Origin of the sequence: Paraplanobispora siamensis (genome assembly GCF_016863175.1) — a bacterium.
GTDB lineage: Bacteria > Actinomycetota > Actinomycetes > Streptosporangiales > Streptosporangiaceae > Planobispora > Planobispora siamensis.
In genome coordinates this window covers 50,924-66,264 of record NZ_BOOJ01000076.1, presented here as the reverse complement: position 1 = coordinate 66,264, position 15,341 = coordinate 50,924, and the positions used below count along the sequence as shown (strand labels likewise).

The following is a 15,341-nucleotide window of genomic DNA, read 5'->3' as shown; positions in this document are numbered from 1 at the left end:
CTGGGAGTCACGCATGAGCGATCACACGGGCGAGGCCCCGATCCGGCTGCTGATCGCCGATGACCATCCGATCGTGCGGGACGGGCTGAGCAGCATGTTCGCCTCCGCGCCCGGGTTCGAGGTGCTGGGTGAGGCCTCCGACGGCGCGGCGGCCGTACGGCTGGCACAGCAGCTCCAGCCTGATGTGATCCTGCTGGACCTGCGCATGCCGGGCATGGACGGGTTGAGCGCCATCACCGAGCTGAACAGGCTCGGCGTCACCGCGCGGGTGCTGGTGCTCACCACCTACGACACCGACACCCATGTCCTGCCGGCGATCGAGGCGGGTGCGACCGGTTATCTGCTCAAGGACTCCCCCAGGGAGGAGCTGCTGCGCGGTGCGCGTGCCGCCGCCAAGGGTGAGAGTGTGCTGTCGCCCTCGGTGGCGGCGCGGCTGATGAACCGGGTCAGGACGCCGGCGCCGCAGCTGCTCAGTCAGCGGGAGCTGGAGATCCTGGAGCTGGTGGCGGCGGGGAACACCAACCGTGAGACGGCTGCCCGGTTGTTCATCACCGAGGCGACGGTCAAGAGTCATCTGCTGAACATCTACGCCAAGCTCGGGGTGAAGGACCGCGCCGCGGCCGTCACCGAGGCGTTCAACCGGAGGCTGCTGGTCCCCCGGGCGCCCGATCAGTCCTGACCTTCTGCGCTCCGGCCTTCCGCGCCCCGATCTCTCGTGCGAAGGGCTTGTACGGGCGCGCCGGGGAGTCAGGTCGTCGTGGGCGGCCCGGGCCCGGCTATGGTCTTGGGGTTCGGACGGCTGAGAATGGGTGGTCGCGTATGGCTGACGGGCCAAGGCAGCGGGTTGCGGTGTTCGGCGCGGGATACATCGGTCTGGTCACCGGGGCCTGCTTCGCGGAGCTCGGCCACCAGGTGGTGGTGCGGGACGTCAATCCGGACAAGATCGAGCTCCTGCGATCCGGTGACGTGCCGATCTACGAGCCGGGACTGGGTGACATGATCGCCCGTAACAAGGAGCGTCTGACGTTCACCCTGGATGTGCGGGAGGCTCTGGACGGCGCTGAGGTCGCGTACGTGTGCGTGGACACGCCTCCCTCCCCCTCCGGTGACGCGGATCTGTCCCGTGTCTGGTCGGTGGTGCAGTCGCTGGAGGGTGCCTCGCACCTGCGGGCGGTGGTGATGAAGTCCACCGTGCCGGTGGGCACCGGCACCCGGGTGCGGGCCGCGCTGGATGCGGCCGGGTTGCGGCATGTGGGGTACGCCGCCAATCCCGAGTTCACCGCGGAGGGTACGGCGGTGCGGGACTTCCTGCACCCTGACCGGATCGTCATCGGCTCGTCCGAGGAGGCGACCGCCCGCCTGGTCGAGCACCTGCATCGGGGTGTGGACGGTCAGGTCGTGATGATGGACGTCCTGTCGGCGGAGATGGTCAAGCTCGCCTCGAACGCCCTGCTCGCCACAAAGATCAGCTTCATCAACGAGATCGCCACGGTGTGTGAGAAGACCGGGGCCGACGTCGGGCATGTGGCCCGCGCGGTCGGCCTGGACCACCGTCTGGGCCCGCACTTCCTGCGTCCCGGCATCGGCTGGGGCGGCTCCTGTTTTCCGAAGGATTCGGAGGCGCTGCGACAGCTGGCCAGCAACACCGGCTACCACCCGCCGCTGTTGTCGGCCGTGATCGAGGTCAACAACCTGCAGAAGCGCCGGGCGATCCAGCGGCTCAAGGACGAGCTCGGCACGCTGGAGGGTGCGCGGGTGGCGCTGCTGGGGATGGCTTTCAAGCCGGGCACGGACGATATGCGGGAGGCGCCGAGCACGGTGCTGGCCTCGCGGTTGCTGGCCGAGGGAAGCGAAGTGTGGTGCTGGGATCCGCTGGCCCGTCCCGGCCAGGTGCAGCCGTGGGCGTCGGCGGTCCGTCACGCGAGCCCGCAGGAGGCGCTGGAGGGTGCGGACGCGGCGATCGTGGTGACCGAATGGCCGCAGCTCGAAGAGGTGGACTGGGTCTGGGCCGCCACCGCCATGCGGCGGCCGGTGCTCTTCGACGGGCGTAACCTGCTGGATCCGGCGCGGATGCGTGCCGCCGGTTTCACCTACCTCAGCGTCGGCCGGCCGTAGCGCTGCGAGCACGCAGCTGTCCCGCCTTCCGGGCTCTCATGCCGGGGTGCGGGGCAGTTGCGTGTCCGCGGCGCCGGGCCGCAGGCCGTCGAGCACGATCGCGGTCAGGTGCTTTGAGGGCCGCTGGCGTCGCATGGCCACGCATCCCACGACCAGTGCCTTGACGTCGGCCGCCTCGACGTCCCGGCGTACCGCGCCGGCGCGCTGCGCCCGGTGGAGAAGCGCCGCGAAGACGTCTTGGAGGGTGTGCTCCGCGCCGCCCGCGGCGGTTTCGGCGTCGACGCCGATGCCGGCCAGCCCGTCGGCGAGGGCGCGGTTGGCGACGCCCTCGTCGATCATGTGGGTGAGGAAGTCGAAGAACGCGCGGTCGGCTTCGGCGGTCTCCAGCAGGTGTGCGGCGTGGGCGATGAGCCGTTCGACGCGTGTCAGGACGATCGCTTCGAGCAGTGCCTCCTTGGTGGGGAAGTGCCGGTACACGGTGCCTGCGCCGACGCCGGCGCGGCGGGCCACCTCGTCGATGGGCACGGTGAGTCCTTCGGCGGCGAAGACCGTGTAGGCGGTTTCGAGGATGCGTTCGCGGTTGCGGCGGGCGTCGGCGCGCAGCGGTCTGTTCGTCACGTCCTGCTTTCCCTCTGGACAAACGGGGCGAGCGTTCCGCATATTAAGCGGGGCGATCGTTCCGATTATAGGCCGACGAAGGGCACGCCGAAAATGTCTCCACGCTGGACCACCGCCGACATCTCCGACCAGAGCGGCCGCGTCGCGGTCATCACCGGCGCCAACGCCGGCATCGGCTACCACACCGCCAAGGCACTGGCCGAACGCGGCGCCACCGTCGTCATGGCCTGCCGTGACGGCGACAGGGCCCGCCGGGCGGCCCAGACGATCACCACCGCGACGCCGATCGCCGTCGTCGGCCTCGATCTGGCCTCACTGGCCTCGGTGCACGACGCCGCCCGGCGGATCCGGGAGCGCTACGACCGCCTGGACCTCCTGATCAACAACGCCGGCGTCTGGTGGCCCCCGTACACCCGCACCGAGGACGGCTTCGAGCTCCAGTTCGGCGTCAACCACCTCGCCCACTTCGCACTGACCGGGCTGCTGCTGGAGCTGCTGCTGGCCACCCCCGCCTCACGGGTCGTCACCGTCACCAGCCTCGGCCACCGCTCCGGCGTGGTGGACTTCGACGACCTGCACAGTGAACGGCGCTACCGGCGCAACACCGCCTACGCCCAGTCCAAGCTCGCCAACCTGCTGTTCACCTACGAACTCCAGCGCCGCCTGGCCGCCGACGGGGCTCCCACCGCGGCGCTCGCCGCACATCCGGGCGGCGCCCGTACCGAGCTGTTCCGCGACGCCTCACCGGCCTTCCGCGCCGTCAACGCCGTCATCGGCCCCCTGTTCACCCAGCCTCCGGATGCGGGGGCCCTGCCCACCCTGCGCGCCGCCACCGATCCGCACGCCCCCGGCGGAGGGTTGTACGGACCTTCCGGGCCCGGTCAGTTCAAGGGCTCCCCCGTCCGTGTCACCTCAAGCCCCGCCTCGCACGACGGCCACACTCAGGCCCGCCTGTGGCAGGTGTCGGAGCGCCTCACCGGGGTCAGTCCGGTCACTGCGCCGGGGCGGGTGTGAGTTCTGCGTCGGCGCCTCTCCCCCGCTGCTGCTGTTTTGAGGGTGTGTTTGGTTTTTATCAATAAAGATGGCCTTTACGATGTAGATTCATAAATTGGGCGATCGCCGGATAGCCTGATCGGGTGAGCCCGACCTCCGGTGATCGGCCAGCGGCCGCGCAGACGATGACGGCATGGGTGGTACGGGAGCCCGGCCCCATGGCCACCGCTCCCCTGCAACAGGTGCGCCTGCCCGTCCCCCGCCCCGCGCCCGCACAAGTGCTGATCGAGGTCGAGGCGTGCGCGGTCTGCCGTACCGACCTCCACCTGGCCGAGGGAGACCTGCTCCCCCGCCGCCCGCGGACGGTCCCCGGGCACGAGGTCGTCGGACGCGTGATCGCCCGGGGCCCGGGGGCCGACCGGCTGGCCGTCGGCACCCGGGTGGGGGTGGCCTGGCTGCGCGGCACCTGCGGCAAGTGCCTCTGCTGCGCCCGCGGGGCCGAGAACCTGTGCCCGGACTCGCGTTACACCGGCTGGGACGCCGACGGCGGTTACGCCGAGTACCTGACGGCGCCGCAGGACTTCGTCTACGTCCTGCCCGACGGGCCGCCGGCCGAGCAGCTGGCGCCGCTGCTGTGCGCGGGGATCATCGGCTACCGGGCGCTGGTGCGGGCCCAGCTGCCCGAGGGCGGGCGGCTGGGCGTCTACGGGTTCGGCGCCTCGGCGCATCTGACCGTGCAGGTCGCGCTCGCCCAGGGGGCCACGGTCCACGTGCTGACCCGCTCGGAGCAGGCCCGGCGTCTGGCGCTGGAACTGGGGGCGGTCTCGGCCGGTGAGGCCTACGCCGCTCCCCCGGAGCCGCTGGACGCGGCCATACTGTTCGCCCCCGTCGGCGACCTGGTGCCGGTGGCCCTGCAGGCGCTGGATCGCGGCGGCACGCTGGCGGTGGCGGGCATCCACCTCAGCGACATCCCGGCTCTGAACTACCAGCGGCACCTGTTCCAGGAGCGGACCTTGTGCAGCGTCACCGCCAACACCCGCGCCGACGGGCGCGAGCTGCTGTCTTTCGCCGCCCGTCACCCCCTGCGCGTGAGCACCACCCCCTACACCCTCGACGAGGCGGACCGGGCCCTGGCCGACCTGGCGGCCGACCGCGTCACCGGCGCGGCCGTACTGCGGATGAAGGACTGAGGGTGAAGGACCGCGGGTGAAAGACCGCGGGCGGAGGACTGGGCCGTGTCGCCGGTTGACCAGCAGTGCTGGTATATGCCGGTATGTGGGGGTGGGGTGTGAAGAATGCGACGATACGACAAGGGAGGCGATGCGCGTGCGGTACGGCGAGATCGGCCACGGCGCGACCGGTGAGGGACGGCCTGGCGCATCCGCCCGGGCCCGGGACACGGACATGATCGGAAGGAGCCGGTAATGCTGGTACGCGAGGTCATGACCAGCCCGGCCATCACGGTCCTGTCCACCGACCCGGTGCGCAGGGCGGTACGGGTGCTGTACGCCGAGGGCATCACCGCCGCCCCCGTCCTGGACGAGTCCGGAGCGCTGGTGGGAATCGTCAGCGAGATGGACCTGCTGCAGGGCGAGTTCCAGCCCGATCCGCGCGCCACGGTGCGCGCCGTACCCGAGCACGCCACACCGCCGCCCTACCGCGTCTCAGAGGTGATGACGCGCGAGGTGATCACCGTCACCCCCTCCACCGACGCCACGCAACTGGTGGACCTGCTGGTCGTCAAACGCGTCAAGAGCCTGCCGGTGGTGGCCGACGACAAGGTGGTGGGGATGGTCAGCCGCAGCGACCTGATGGCCGTGCTCGCCCGTCCCGACGAGGACCTGCGAGCCGACGCGCTGGCGGCGCTGGCCGAGCAGTACCCGTTCGGGCCCAGCTGGGAGGTCACCGTACGCCAGGGAGTGGCGGAACTGCGCGGGCACGCGGGCGGGCACCACGACCAGATCGCCGACCTGATCGTGCGCACCGTCCCCGGCATCGTGCGCGTGCGCCACCTGGCGTAGGCCCCGCACAGGCCGAGCACAGGCCGCACCCGCGACGGCCGCGACCCGACGAGACCCGACGAGACCCGGCGCGGCGGACGATCGCCGGGCCGGGTCGTCAGGTGCGCACCCTCACAGGCGGCGCACCAGACGGGCGGCCGAACGCTGGCTCATGCCCGTCTCACCGCGGATCAGGAAGACCGCCTCGTCGAACTGGCCGCTCTCCTTGATCTCCCGGGCCCTGCTGACCAGCTCCGGGCTCAGCGCCCCGCCCAGCAGGGTGTTACGCGGCCGGTGCGCCAGCCGGACGGCGAGCCAGATCAAACCGATGACCGCAATCACGACGACCGCCGTCAGGACGACGATTCTGATCATGTCCGCCATGGCATGAGGATAGCCCCGCCGATCGGCCGATGTCTGTAGCACGGCGAAGCATCCCGGGATGGGGGCCCGCGCCTGACCCATCCCCTGATCACCGCACTCACCAGGGCCGGTCGTCGCGCACTCCCGGGCGTGTCGCGGCCTTCGGGATCCGTTGCGTATACATAATTTCACTTATGCGTCACCAGGAGCCCGCCCCCACGGCCCCGCACGTCCCGGCGGCCGCGGCAGCGGTCACCGAAACCCACGATCCGCTGGTGCTCATGCGCGTCCCCGAGGCCGTCGAGGAGTTCCTGTCCTCCCTGCGCGCCAAGAAGCTCTCGGCCCACACCGTCGCCGGATACAGCCGTGACCTGCGCACCGTCACCGACCTCGCCGCGGCCGCCGCCGCGGTCGCACCCGCCGACCTGGAGGTGCGCAAGCTGTCGGGACGCCTCATCCGCACCGCCTTCGCCGACTTCGCGGGCCCGCGCTCACCGGCCAGCGTCAACCGCGCTTGGAGCGCCTGGAACCAGTTCCTGACCTTCTGCGTCGCCGAAGGGATGCTCGCGGGCAACCCCATGGCCGCCGTACCCCGTCCCAGGCAGCCGGCCAAGGCCCCCAAACCGCTGCTGGGCGACGGCAGCGCCTCGGCGACACTGCTGGAACGCATCGCCGCCGGGGCCCGCAAGGCCCGCGACCCCTGGGTCGAACGCGACCTGGTCGTCCTGGCCATGGCCCTGGTGACGGGCATGCGCTCGGCCGAGCTGCTGAGCCTGACCCTGGGCTCGATCGGCGGCTCCCCGGGCGAGCGCCGCGTCCAGGTCGTCGGCAAGGGCGGCAAGTCCCGCTCCCTGCCGATCGAAGCGCCCATCGAGCACCTGATCGACCGCTACCTGCACAGCAGGCTGGAGCGCTTCGGCCTGACGACGCTGCCCCGCTCGGCCGCGCTGCTGGTCGACACCGCCAACCGGCCGCTGCGCCGGGGCGGCCTGCAGTATCTGGTACGGCAGTGCTATCGCCACGCCGGCGTCCACGACCGGGTGCAGAAGGGCACGCTGGTGCACGCGCTGCGCCACGAGTTCGCCACCCGCCTGGCCGAGCGCGGCGCCTCGGCGCACGAGCTGATGGAACTGCTGGGCCACTCCTCCATCGTCACGGGACAGGCGTATGTGGCCTCCACCGCACGCGAGGTACGCCAGGCCGCCCGCGGCAACCCGGCCTATGAGGTGATCGGCCGTCTGGGAGACCGGCCGGGGCGGTGACCGGGACCCTGACCAGGGCACCGGCTGGGGCGCGACCTCGTCCCACCGCTGTCGTCTTTCCGATTTTTGATCTTGGTGGTTTTAACAGAAGGCTCGCCTTTACGATGTAGATTCATAAATGGCGCGCATGGCATCGGCCCTGATGGGCAGGGGAGGATGTCATGAACAAGCTCTTCAAACTCATGGCGACCCGATGGCTGGCTCGTACTCCCTTCGGCATGGCGGTGCTGGGCGCCGGATGGCTGATCGGGCGGCGCAGGAGGAGGCGGGCCCGGCAGGAAGCCGCGGTCCGGCAGATGAGCGCGAGCCGCAGGCTGGCCATGCGCTCTCCCCTGAGCCGCTCCCGGTGAGCTGAAAGCCCCTCCCCTGCCCCGCAAACGCCTGGGAACGTCCCGGAAAACCGTTTGCGGAACTGTCGGAGGGCTCTGTTACGGTCACGGGCGTGTCTCAACAATCCATGATCTACGCCCGTGGCCTGATCAAACGCTTCGGTGACTTCACCGCGGTCGACGGCATCGATCTGGATGTGGCGCCGGGTGAGGCGTTCGGGTTCCTGGGGCCCAACGGGGCCGGGAAGTCCTCGACCATGCGGATGATCAGCTGCGTGTCGATGCCGACGGCCGGTGAACTGCGCATCCTGGGCATGGACCCGGTACGCGAGGGCCCGCGCATCCGCGCCCGGCTGGGGGTGTGCCCGCAGCTGGACAACCTCGACCCGGATCTGAACGTCCGGGAGAACCTCACCACCTACGCCCGCTACTTCGGGCTGTCGAAGTCCGAGGCGCGCAGCCGGGCGCAGAACCTGCTGGAGTTCGTGCAGCTGCAGGAGAAGGCCACCAGCACGGTCGAGCCGCTGTCGGGCGGCATGAAGCGGCGCCTGACGATCGCGCGGTCGCTGATCAACAACCCCGACCTGGTGCTGCTGGACGAGCCGACCACCGGTCTGGACCCGCAGGCGCGCCACCTGCTGTGGGAGCGGTTGTTCCGGCTCAAGCAGCAGGGCACGACGCTGGTGCTGACCACCCACTACATGGACGAGGCCGAGCAGCTGTGCGACCGGCTGGTGGTCATGGACGGCGGCCGCATCGCCGCCGAGGGCTCACCCCGCTCGCTGATCGAGACCCACTCCACGCCCGAGGTCGTGGAGCTGCGCTTCACCGACGAGGTCGACTACACCGGCAAGCTGGAGGGCATCGGCCGCGTCGACCCGCTGCCCGACCGCATCCTGCTCTACACCGACGACGGCGACGCGGCGGTCAACGAGGTGCACCGCCGCGGGCTGACCCCCTCCAGCGTGCTGGTGCGCCGCTCCTCCCTGGAGGATGTGTTCCTGCAGCTGACCGGCCGGACGCTGGTGGACTGAGCCATGGCCCATCCGACGGTGGCCGTGCTGGAGCGGCACCTCCATCTGTACCGGCGGCTGTGGCGCGCCTCGGTGTTCTCCTCCTTCATCCTGCCGGTGCTGTTCCTGATCAGCATCGGCATCGGGGTCGGCGGCTACGTCGGCCAGATCCAGGGCGTCGACTACCTGGCGTGGATCGTGCCGGGGGTGATGGCCTCCACCGCGTTCCAGATGGCCATCGGCGAGTCGACCTACTCGGTGCTGGGCGACTTCAAGTGGGTGCGGGCCTACCACGCCATGCGCGCCACCCCGGTCGAGATCCACGACATGGTGGCCGGCTGGATGCTCTACATCCTGCTGCGCGTGGAGATCGCCGCGGTGGTGTTCCTGGGCGTCACCGGCCTGTTCGGGGCGCTGCACTCGCCGTGGGCCGCGGTCACGCCGCTGATCGCCGCGCTGGTGGCGGTCGCGGCGGCGGCGCCGGTGACGGCCTTCGCCGCCAGCATCGACAACGACAGCTACTTCGCGCTGCTGTTCCGGTTCTTCATGATCCCCTCGACGCTGTTCGCCGGGGTGTTCTTCCCGGTGGACCAGCTGCCGCCGGTGATCCTCCCGCTGGCCTGGCTGTCACCGCTGTGGCACGGGGTGGAGCTGAGCCGGGCGGCGACGCTGGGCGTCGCTCCCCCGTGGCCCGCCGCGGTCCACGTCGGATGCCTGGCGCTGTTCGCCGTCGCCGGGCTGGCGTGGGCGATGGCGGCCTTCCGCAAGCGACTCCAGGACTGAGGCCATGGTTACCACTATGCTGGCCGCCCGTGTTTCCCTCTCCCCCTCCCGGGTCGGCGCGGTGATCAACCGCAACGTGGGGGCGTTGCGCAGCGGCCCGTCCTACTGGCTGGTCCTGGTCTCGGGTTTCTTCGAGCCGCTGCTGTACCTGCTGTCGATCGGCATCGGGGTGGGCGCGCTGGTCGGCCCGATCACCCTGCCCGGCGGGCGGGTGATCGAATACGCCGAGTTCGTCGCCCCGGCGATGCTGGCGGTCTCGGCGATGTCGGGGGCGCTGTCGGAGACGACGTTCAACTTCTTCTTCAAGATGAAGTACTCCAAGACCTTCGAGGCGATCCTGGCCACGCCGGTCAAGCCGTTCGAGATCGCGCTGGGCGAGCTGTCGTGGGCGCTGGTGCGCAGCTCCGTCTACACCGGGGCGTTCCTGGTGGTGATGGTCGCCCTGGGGCTGACCTCGCCGGGGTGGGCGCTGGCGGCCCTGCCGGCGACGCTGCTGGTGGGCCTGGCCTTCGGCGGGGTCGGGATGGCCATCAGCACGCTGATGCGCGGCTGGCAGGACTTCGACATGCTCACCACCGGGCAGTTCGCGCTGTTCCTGTTCTCCGGGACGTTCTCCCCCGTGCAGGACTATCCGCCGGCCATGGAGGTCCTGGTGGCGGCCACGCCGCTGTTCCACGCCGTGGAGCTGGTGCGGGGCCTGGCGATCGGCGAGCTGGGCTGGAGCCTGCTGGGCAACGCGGCCTACCTGCTGGCGATGGGCGCGGCGGGCCTGGTCTTCGCGGCCCGGCGCATCCAGCGCACCCTGTGCGTGTGAGAGCGCGCCCGGCGCGCCGACCGCTCGGGTCCTCGAGGACCCCGCCTCTCAGGGACCCGCCCCTGGAGGACCCGGCCCTCGCCGAACCAGCCGTCAGAGGCCCGGCCGTCAGGAACCCGGTGCGGCCCCGGCGGCCTGCGCGCCGGGGCCGTCCGCGCCCTCCGCCGGATGCTCGGCACGCAGGAACTCCAGGATCTCCGGCTCCTGCCCGCGCAGCAGGTGCCCGGCCTCGGGCAGCAGCCGTACGCTCACCCGCGGCGGCGCGGCCCGCTCCAGCCGCCGGCGGGTCTGGTGGGAGTCCAGCAGGCCGTCGCGCCCGCCGACGATCACCAGCATCGGGGCGGTGATGCCCCGCAGGGCCGCGTCTCCGAAGACGGGCAGCTTCTCCCGGCGGGGCCGGAAACTGCGGTGGATCAGCATCACGTACTCGCCGAAGGCCCGCTCCCGGGCGCTTTGCGCGGCATCGGAGCCGGAGACGCCCAGGGCCTTCCTCATCACCAGGCGCCGCCCCCGGCGGCCGAACGGCATCAGCAGCAGCGCCAGCAGTACCACCCCCCATTTCTGGCGGCCGATCCCGGCCGGGCACAGCAGCGCCAGGCGCTCGACGCGGCCGGGACGCCGGACGGCGTAGTCGAGGGCGATCCATCCGCCGAGAGAGACCCCGACGATCGAGGTCTTCTCCAGGCCGAGCCCGGCCAGCACGTCGTCCAGCCACAGGGCGTAGGCCTCTGAGCCGGTCGCCGGGCGGGAGGGCGCGCTCAGTCCCGGCTCCCCGATGATGTCGACGGCGTACAGGCGCAGATGCGGCGACCAGGCCTGCGCCTGCGCCGCCCACATGGCGGTGTTGGCCCCCGAGCCGTGCAGCAGCACCACCGGCGGCGCCTGCTGCGGCCCGCAGGCCAGCACGAACGTCTCGCCTTCGCGGGTGGGCACGAGCAGCTGCTCGCCGGGCACCGGCCACTCCTTCAGCAGCCGGCGGTAGACCTGCTCGACGGCGCGCGCCCCCTGGGGGGAGGTGTAGATGGAGGCGGCACCGGGCCGGGCGCTCCCGGATGAGGTGCCACCGGACGGGGGTCCGTCGGGTGGAATGGCGTCCGGTGGAATGGCGTCGTCTTTCACGGTCCGTCTCCCAGCAGGGCGCTGATGATTTTGAACAGCTCCGCGCCGCCGTCGAGGTCGCCCAGGATGATGATCTTCATGCTGGCCCGTTCCTCGTCGTAGACCGTCTCCACGCGCAGGGGCGGCCTGCCGCTGTCGTGGCGGCCGCCCACGGCGGCGATGAGCGTGTTGCTCAGGCGGGTCATCTCCTGGGTGCTGATCGCGTCGATCTGCACGATGCTGGAGGCCTCGACGTGGCGCCTCCGGCGGGTCGTCTCGCGGGCGGGCGCCGCCACCGGCCGCCCGGCGAAGGCGTCCAGATCCTCGGCGGCGATGCGGTACTGCTTGCCGATGCGCACGGCCTTCAGCCGCCCGTCACGCACGTAGTTGCGCACCGTTTTGACGTGCAGGCCCAGCAGGTTCGCCACCTGCTCGACCGAGTACGGCTGCCGCTCGCTCACGTGAGCCCTTCCGATGACCTCATATTCCCAAACGTACCCTATGAAAGGAAGAATAGGGATTTATAGGGAATCTTAGGGAGCAGGGAGGGCGAAGGGGGTGGCGGAGACGACCGCGGAGACGGGGATGGGCCCGTAGATGTGCGGGAAGGCCTCATCGGCGCCCAGGGGCACCTCCAGGCGCACGTCCAGCCCTTCGGGGTCGACGGTCAGCAGGGTGAGGGGCTCGGTGACGCCGCGGTAGTACCGCCTCACCACACCGGCCAGCTGGACGTGGTCGGCGCAGGCGTGGATGAAACCCTCCTGCTCCAGGGTGCGGCCCAGCGTGGAGACGCGATACTCCCCCGCGGCACGGGCCCGGTCCCAGTCGGCGCTCAGCGCCAGGTGCAAAATCGTCACCGGATCAGTGTGCCCGGCTCCGCTCGGCGAAGCGGTCCTGCGCCTGCAGCACGGCGTCGCCGTAACAGGCGGCCCACTGCCCCATCGCCCGCATCGGGCCCAGCAGCGCGGCCCCGGCCTGGGTCAGCGCGTAGTCCACCCGGGGCGGCGCCTCGGCGTAGGCCCGGCGTTCCACCAGACCGTTGTACTCCAGTCGGCGCAGCGCCTCGTTGAGGACCTTGGGGCCGATCCCGCCGATCCGGGCCAGCAGCTCACGCGGCCGCATCGCGCCGCTCTCGCCGAGGGTGTACACCACCACGCCGTCCCAGCGGTTGGCCAGCACCTCGAAGGCCAGCCGCGCCCGGCAGTCGGAGGTGTAACCGGACTCCGGCGATCCGGGCAACTCGCTCATGCCCCCATCCTGCCCGCTCCGACGCACACCACATGGTGCGCATCGAAACGCCTAACGTCATCGCCCGGCACCACCCGCCGGGTCCTCGCACCCGGCGGGCCACCTCGGAGCACACCGGATCGGCGACGATCCCCAAGACGGGAGAGACCTCATGCGTATCGGCATCCTGGGTACGGGCGCGATGGCCACGGCACTGGGCGGGGCGTGGGCCCGCGCCGGACACCGGGTCCTCGTCGGCGGGCGCGACCGGGACGCGGCCGCCGCGGCGGCGGAGCGCGTCGGCGCCGCCGGGCACGGAAGTCTCGCCGAGGCCGCCGCCCACGGCGAGCTCGTCCTGGCGGCGCTGCCCGCCGCGGCGGCGCCCCGGGTGGCCGGCGGGATCGGCGGCGTCCTGGCCGGGCGCACGCTCATCGACTGCACCAATCCCATCGCGCCGGCCGGCGACGGCCTGATGCTGACCACCGGCGGCACGACCTCGATCGCCCTGCGGATGGCGCAGGCCGCACCGCGGGCCCATGTGGTCAAGGCGTTCAACCTGTGCCACGAGAGCATCTGGACGCTGCCGCGCCCGGTCTTCGAGGACGCCCCGCTGGCGGTGCCGTTCTGCGGCGACGACCCGGCGAGCCTGGAGCGGGTGAGCGAGCTGATCGCCTCGATGGGCTGCACGCCCATGCCGTGCGGGGGACTGTCGCGTGCGGTCTACCTCGAGGCCACGGCGGCGTTCGCGATCGGGGTGTGGTGGTCGGGAGGGCAGCCGCGCTTCGCCTTCCCCGCATCCGAACGGCTCGCGCAGCCGTGAGATCCGGCGGCGTCCCCCGGGGACCTCACGAGCCCGCTACTGGCGGGCCTGCCACTCGCGCCGCAGGATCGCATAGACCAGCTCGTCGGTCCACTCGTCCTTGACCCACTCGTTCTCCACCAGATGGGCCTCGCGGCGCATGCCCAGGCGCTCCAGGACCCGGGCCGAGGCGGTGTTGCGGGCGTCCAGACGGCCGGTGATCCGGTGCAGGTCCAGCCCTTCGAAGCCGAGCCGCAGCAGGGCCCGGCCCATCTCGGTGGCGTACCCCTTGCCGTGGTGGTCGGGGTGGAAGACGTAGCCGATCTCACCGGAGCGGTGCACGCGGCTGTGCCAGAACAGCAGCCCGTCGCCGACGACCTGACCGGTCTCGGCGACCTCCGCGGCCAGCGCCAGGGCCTGGCCCTCCTCCAGCAGCTGCGTCTGCGACAGCTTGGTCTCCAGGGCCTGACGGACCTGACCGCGGTCACGGGGTCCCCAGTACAGATAGCGGGTGACCTCGGGCAGCGACTGGAAGGCGTACATGGCCTCCAGGTCGTCGGGGGTGTAGGGGCGCAGCAGGAGGCGTTCGGTGCGGATCGGGTACTCAGGCTTCAGCACCGGACCAGCCTAGGGCAGGGCGAAGGCGGCGGGCGATGCAATATCTCCGCCCTGATGTCCCCGCATATCCGGCCCGGTACCTCCAGCCCGATGCCCCCGCCCCGATGCCCCCGCCCCGGTCCCCCGGCCGCGGCCGTACGGCGCCGCCGGGATCACCCCCGGCGGCGCCGCATGCGGTCAGTGGGCGCCCCCGGCCAGGTTGAGTACGAGCACCCCGCCGATGATCAGGGCGATGCCCGCGATCTTGGCGAGTGAGATGGCCTCGCCGAGGAACAGCACGCCGATCGCGGCGATGGCGGCGGTTCCGGCCCCGGCCCACACCGCGTAGGCGACGCCGACCTCCATCTGCAGCTTCAGCGCCTGCGACAGCAGGTAGAAGGCGGTGCCGTAGCCGGCCAGCACCACCAGCGACCAGCCCTTGTGGGTGAAGCCCTCGCTGAACTTGAGCGCGGAGGTGGCCAGCACCTCCGCGACGATCGCGCCCGCCAGCATGAACCAGGCCATATATGGACTTCTCTCCCAAACGAACCCGTACGGGCATCCAAGTCTAGGAGGTGAGACGTTCCAGCAGCCGGGGGTGGCCCGCCAGGGCCGTCGTCAGCGTGCTCATCACCAGCGGCGCCAGGGCGGGCCGGTCGACCGACGGCCAGTCGATGGGCCCGTGCGGCGGCTGCGGATCGTACTCGATCATGAGCTGGACACCGCGCGCCATCTCCTCACCCGCCAGCCGCGCCACCAGCGCCAGCGCCATGTCGATGCCGGCCGAGACCCCGGCCGCGGTGACGATCGGGCCGTCCTGCACGACACGCTCACCGACCGGCACCGCCTCCAGCCTCGCCAGCAACTCCAGCGCCGCCCAGTGCGTGGTGGCGCGGCGCCCCCGCAACAGCCCCGCCGCCCCCAGCAGCAGCGAGCCGGTGCACACCGAGCCGATCACCTCCGCCCGCCGCGCGGCGAACCGGATGCGCTCCAGCAGCCGCTCGTCGGCCATCGCCGCGAAGGTCGGCTCCGTCCCGCCGGGCACGATGACCGCGTACGGCGCCTCCATCCCCTCCAGCTCCTCGAAGGTGTGACTGGGCGCCAGACCCAGCGGGGTGTCGGTGGGCACCGCCTCACGGGTCTCGGCGGCCACCACCATCCGCCACGAGGGATCGAAGGCAGCGAAAACCGACATCACCTGCAGCGGGCCGACCAGGTCCAGGGCGGTGATCCCGGGATAGAGCACGAACGCGACGGTTCTCACGGAAATCTCCTCTCGTCGCCCCCACCGTGACCGGGCCCGCCGCAAGGCCGCGAGCCCGCGCCGCGC

The 15,341-nt window shown here is 71.4% G+C and carries 20 protein-coding genes; 11 read left to right on the top strand and 9 right to left on the bottom strand.

The window, feature by feature from the left end:
* Positions 1 to 13: 13 nt before the first annotated feature.
* Together Psi01_RS38415 and Psi01_RS38410 are read left to right on the top strand one after the other, a co-directional pair.
* Positions 14 to 679, top strand: coding sequence for a response regulator (locus Psi01_RS38415; RefSeq protein ID WP_204069102.1), 666 nt, complete (start codon positions 14 to 16; stop codon positions 677 to 679).
* A 140-nt stretch (positions 680 to 819) separates the two neighbouring features.
* Positions 820 to 2,115: a UDP-glucose dehydrogenase family protein gene (locus Psi01_RS38410; protein ID WP_204069101.1), complete on the top strand. Its 1,296-nt coding sequence runs from the start codon at positions 820 to 822 to the stop codon at positions 2,113 to 2,115.
* Positions 2,116 to 2,151: 36 nt separating this feature from the next.
* On the opposite strand, the gene Psi01_RS38405 is transcribed toward Psi01_RS38410, so the two are convergent.
* Positions 2,152 to 2,733, bottom strand: coding sequence for a TetR/AcrR family transcriptional regulator (locus tag Psi01_RS38405; protein WP_239128347.1), 582 nt, complete (start codon positions 2,731 to 2,733; stop codon positions 2,152 to 2,154).
* A gap of 93 nt (positions 2,734 to 2,826) precedes the next feature.
* Between Psi01_RS38405 and Psi01_RS38400 the strand changes: the two genes are divergently transcribed.
* The 3 genes from Psi01_RS38400 to Psi01_RS38390 all read left to right on the top strand — a co-directional run bounded on the left by Psi01_RS38400 (position 2,827) and on the right by Psi01_RS38390 (position 5,747).
* Positions 2,827 to 3,747 carry an oxidoreductase gene (locus tag Psi01_RS38400; RefSeq protein WP_204069100.1) on the top strand — a complete coding sequence of 307 codons (921 nt, stop codon included), beginning with the start codon at positions 2,827 to 2,829 and terminating at the stop codon, positions 3,745 to 3,747.
* A 122-nt stretch (positions 3,748 to 3,869) separates the two neighbouring features.
* Positions 3,870 to 4,916: a zinc-binding alcohol dehydrogenase family protein gene (locus Psi01_RS38395; protein WP_373872540.1), complete on the top strand. Its 1,047-nt coding sequence runs from the start codon at positions 3,870 to 3,872 to the stop codon at positions 4,914 to 4,916.
* Between the two features lie 234 nt (positions 4,917 to 5,150).
* On the top strand, positions 5,151 to 5,747 hold the full coding sequence (locus Psi01_RS38390) for a CBS domain-containing protein (RefSeq protein ID WP_204069099.1): 597 nt from the start codon (positions 5,151 to 5,153) through the stop codon (positions 5,745 to 5,747).
* Positions 5,748 to 5,858: 111 nt separating this feature from the next.
* Here the strand turns inward: Psi01_RS38390 and Psi01_RS38385 are convergent, their stop codons facing one another.
* Positions 5,859 to 6,110 carry a hypothetical protein gene (locus tag Psi01_RS38385; protein ID WP_204069098.1) on the bottom strand — a complete coding sequence of 84 codons (252 nt, stop codon included), beginning with the start codon at positions 6,108 to 6,110 and terminating at the stop codon, positions 5,859 to 5,861.
* 260 nt (positions 6,111 to 6,370) lie between these two features.
* Between Psi01_RS38385 and Psi01_RS38380 the strand changes: the two genes are divergently transcribed.
* The 5 genes from Psi01_RS38380 to Psi01_RS38360 all read left to right on the top strand — a co-directional run bounded on the left by Psi01_RS38380 (position 6,371) and on the right by Psi01_RS38360 (position 10,290).
* Complete coding sequence (locus Psi01_RS38380; RefSeq protein WP_204069107.1) at positions 6,371 to 7,351, top strand: tyrosine-type recombinase/integrase; 981 nt, start codon at positions 6,371 to 6,373, stop codon at positions 7,349 to 7,351.
* Positions 7,352 to 7,512: 161 nt separating this feature from the next.
* Positions 7,513 to 7,701 carry a DUF6203 family protein gene (locus tag Psi01_RS38375; protein WP_204069097.1) on the top strand — a complete coding sequence of 63 codons (189 nt, stop codon included), beginning with the start codon at positions 7,513 to 7,515 and terminating at the stop codon, positions 7,699 to 7,701.
* Between the two features lie 92 nt (positions 7,702 to 7,793).
* Positions 7,794 to 8,714 carry an ABC transporter ATP-binding protein gene (locus Psi01_RS38370; protein WP_239128346.1) on the top strand — a complete coding sequence of 307 codons (921 nt, stop codon included), beginning with the start codon at positions 7,794 to 7,796 and terminating at the stop codon, positions 8,712 to 8,714.
* A 3-nt stretch (positions 8,715 to 8,717) separates the two neighbouring features.
* Positions 8,718 to 9,476 (top strand): ABC transporter permease, encoded by a 759-nt coding sequence (locus Psi01_RS38365; RefSeq protein ID WP_204069096.1) that lies wholly within the window; start codon positions 8,718 to 8,720, stop codon positions 9,474 to 9,476.
* 4 nt (positions 9,477 to 9,480) lie between these two features.
* A complete protein-coding gene (locus Psi01_RS38360) occupies positions 9,481 to 10,290 on the top strand; it encodes an ABC transporter permease (protein ID WP_204069095.1) in 810 nt (269 codons plus the stop codon).
* 108 nt (positions 10,291 to 10,398) lie between these two features.
* On the opposite strand, the gene Psi01_RS38355 is transcribed toward Psi01_RS38360, so the two are convergent.
* From Psi01_RS38355 to Psi01_RS38340, 4 genes are all read right to left on the bottom strand, one after another.
* Positions 10,399 to 11,409, bottom strand: a complete 1,011-nt coding sequence (locus Psi01_RS38355; RefSeq protein WP_239128345.1) for an alpha/beta fold hydrolase — start codon at positions 11,407 to 11,409, stop codon at positions 10,399 to 10,401.
* Positions 11,406 to 11,849 carry a helix-turn-helix domain-containing protein gene (locus tag Psi01_RS38350; RefSeq protein ID WP_204069094.1) on the bottom strand — a complete coding sequence of 148 codons (444 nt, stop codon included), beginning with the start codon at positions 11,847 to 11,849 and terminating at the stop codon, positions 11,406 to 11,408. Before Psi01_RS38350 ends, Psi01_RS38355 begins: the two co-directional genes overlap by 4 nt.
* 72 nt (positions 11,850 to 11,921) lie before the next feature.
* Positions 11,922 to 12,245 carry a DUF952 domain-containing protein gene (locus Psi01_RS38345; RefSeq protein WP_204069093.1) on the bottom strand — a complete coding sequence of 108 codons (324 nt, stop codon included), beginning with the start codon at positions 12,243 to 12,245 and terminating at the stop codon, positions 11,922 to 11,924.
* A 4-nt stretch (positions 12,246 to 12,249) separates the two neighbouring features.
* A complete protein-coding gene (locus Psi01_RS38340; protein WP_204069092.1) occupies positions 12,250 to 12,636 on the bottom strand; it encodes a winged helix-turn-helix transcriptional regulator in 387 nt (128 codons plus the stop codon).
* Positions 12,637 to 12,787: 151 nt separating this feature from the next.
* On the opposite strand from Psi01_RS38340, the gene Psi01_RS38335 reads away from it, so the two are divergent.
* Positions 12,788 to 13,435, top strand: a complete 648-nt coding sequence (locus Psi01_RS38335) for an NADPH-dependent F420 reductase (RefSeq protein WP_204069091.1) — start codon at positions 12,788 to 12,790, stop codon at positions 13,433 to 13,435.
* 36 nt (positions 13,436 to 13,471) lie between these two features.
* On the opposite strand, the gene Psi01_RS38330 is transcribed toward Psi01_RS38335, so the two are convergent.
* The 3 genes from Psi01_RS38330 to Psi01_RS38320 form a co-directional block, all read right to left on the bottom strand.
* The gene (locus Psi01_RS38330; protein WP_204069090.1) at positions 13,472 to 14,032 is read right to left on the bottom strand and encodes a GNAT family N-acetyltransferase; all 561 of its coding nucleotides are present in this window, start codon (positions 14,030 to 14,032) and stop codon (positions 13,472 to 13,474) included.
* A gap of 177 nt (positions 14,033 to 14,209) precedes the next feature.
* Positions 14,210 to 14,536 (bottom strand): DMT family transporter, encoded by a 327-nt coding sequence (locus Psi01_RS38325; protein WP_204069089.1) that lies wholly within the window; start codon positions 14,534 to 14,536, stop codon positions 14,210 to 14,212.
* 43 nt (positions 14,537 to 14,579) lie between these two features.
* Complete coding sequence (locus tag Psi01_RS38320) at positions 14,580 to 15,275, bottom strand: DJ-1/PfpI family protein (RefSeq protein ID WP_204069088.1); 696 nt, start codon at positions 15,273 to 15,275, stop codon at positions 14,580 to 14,582.
* Between the last annotated feature and the right edge of the window lie 66 nt (positions 15,276 to 15,341).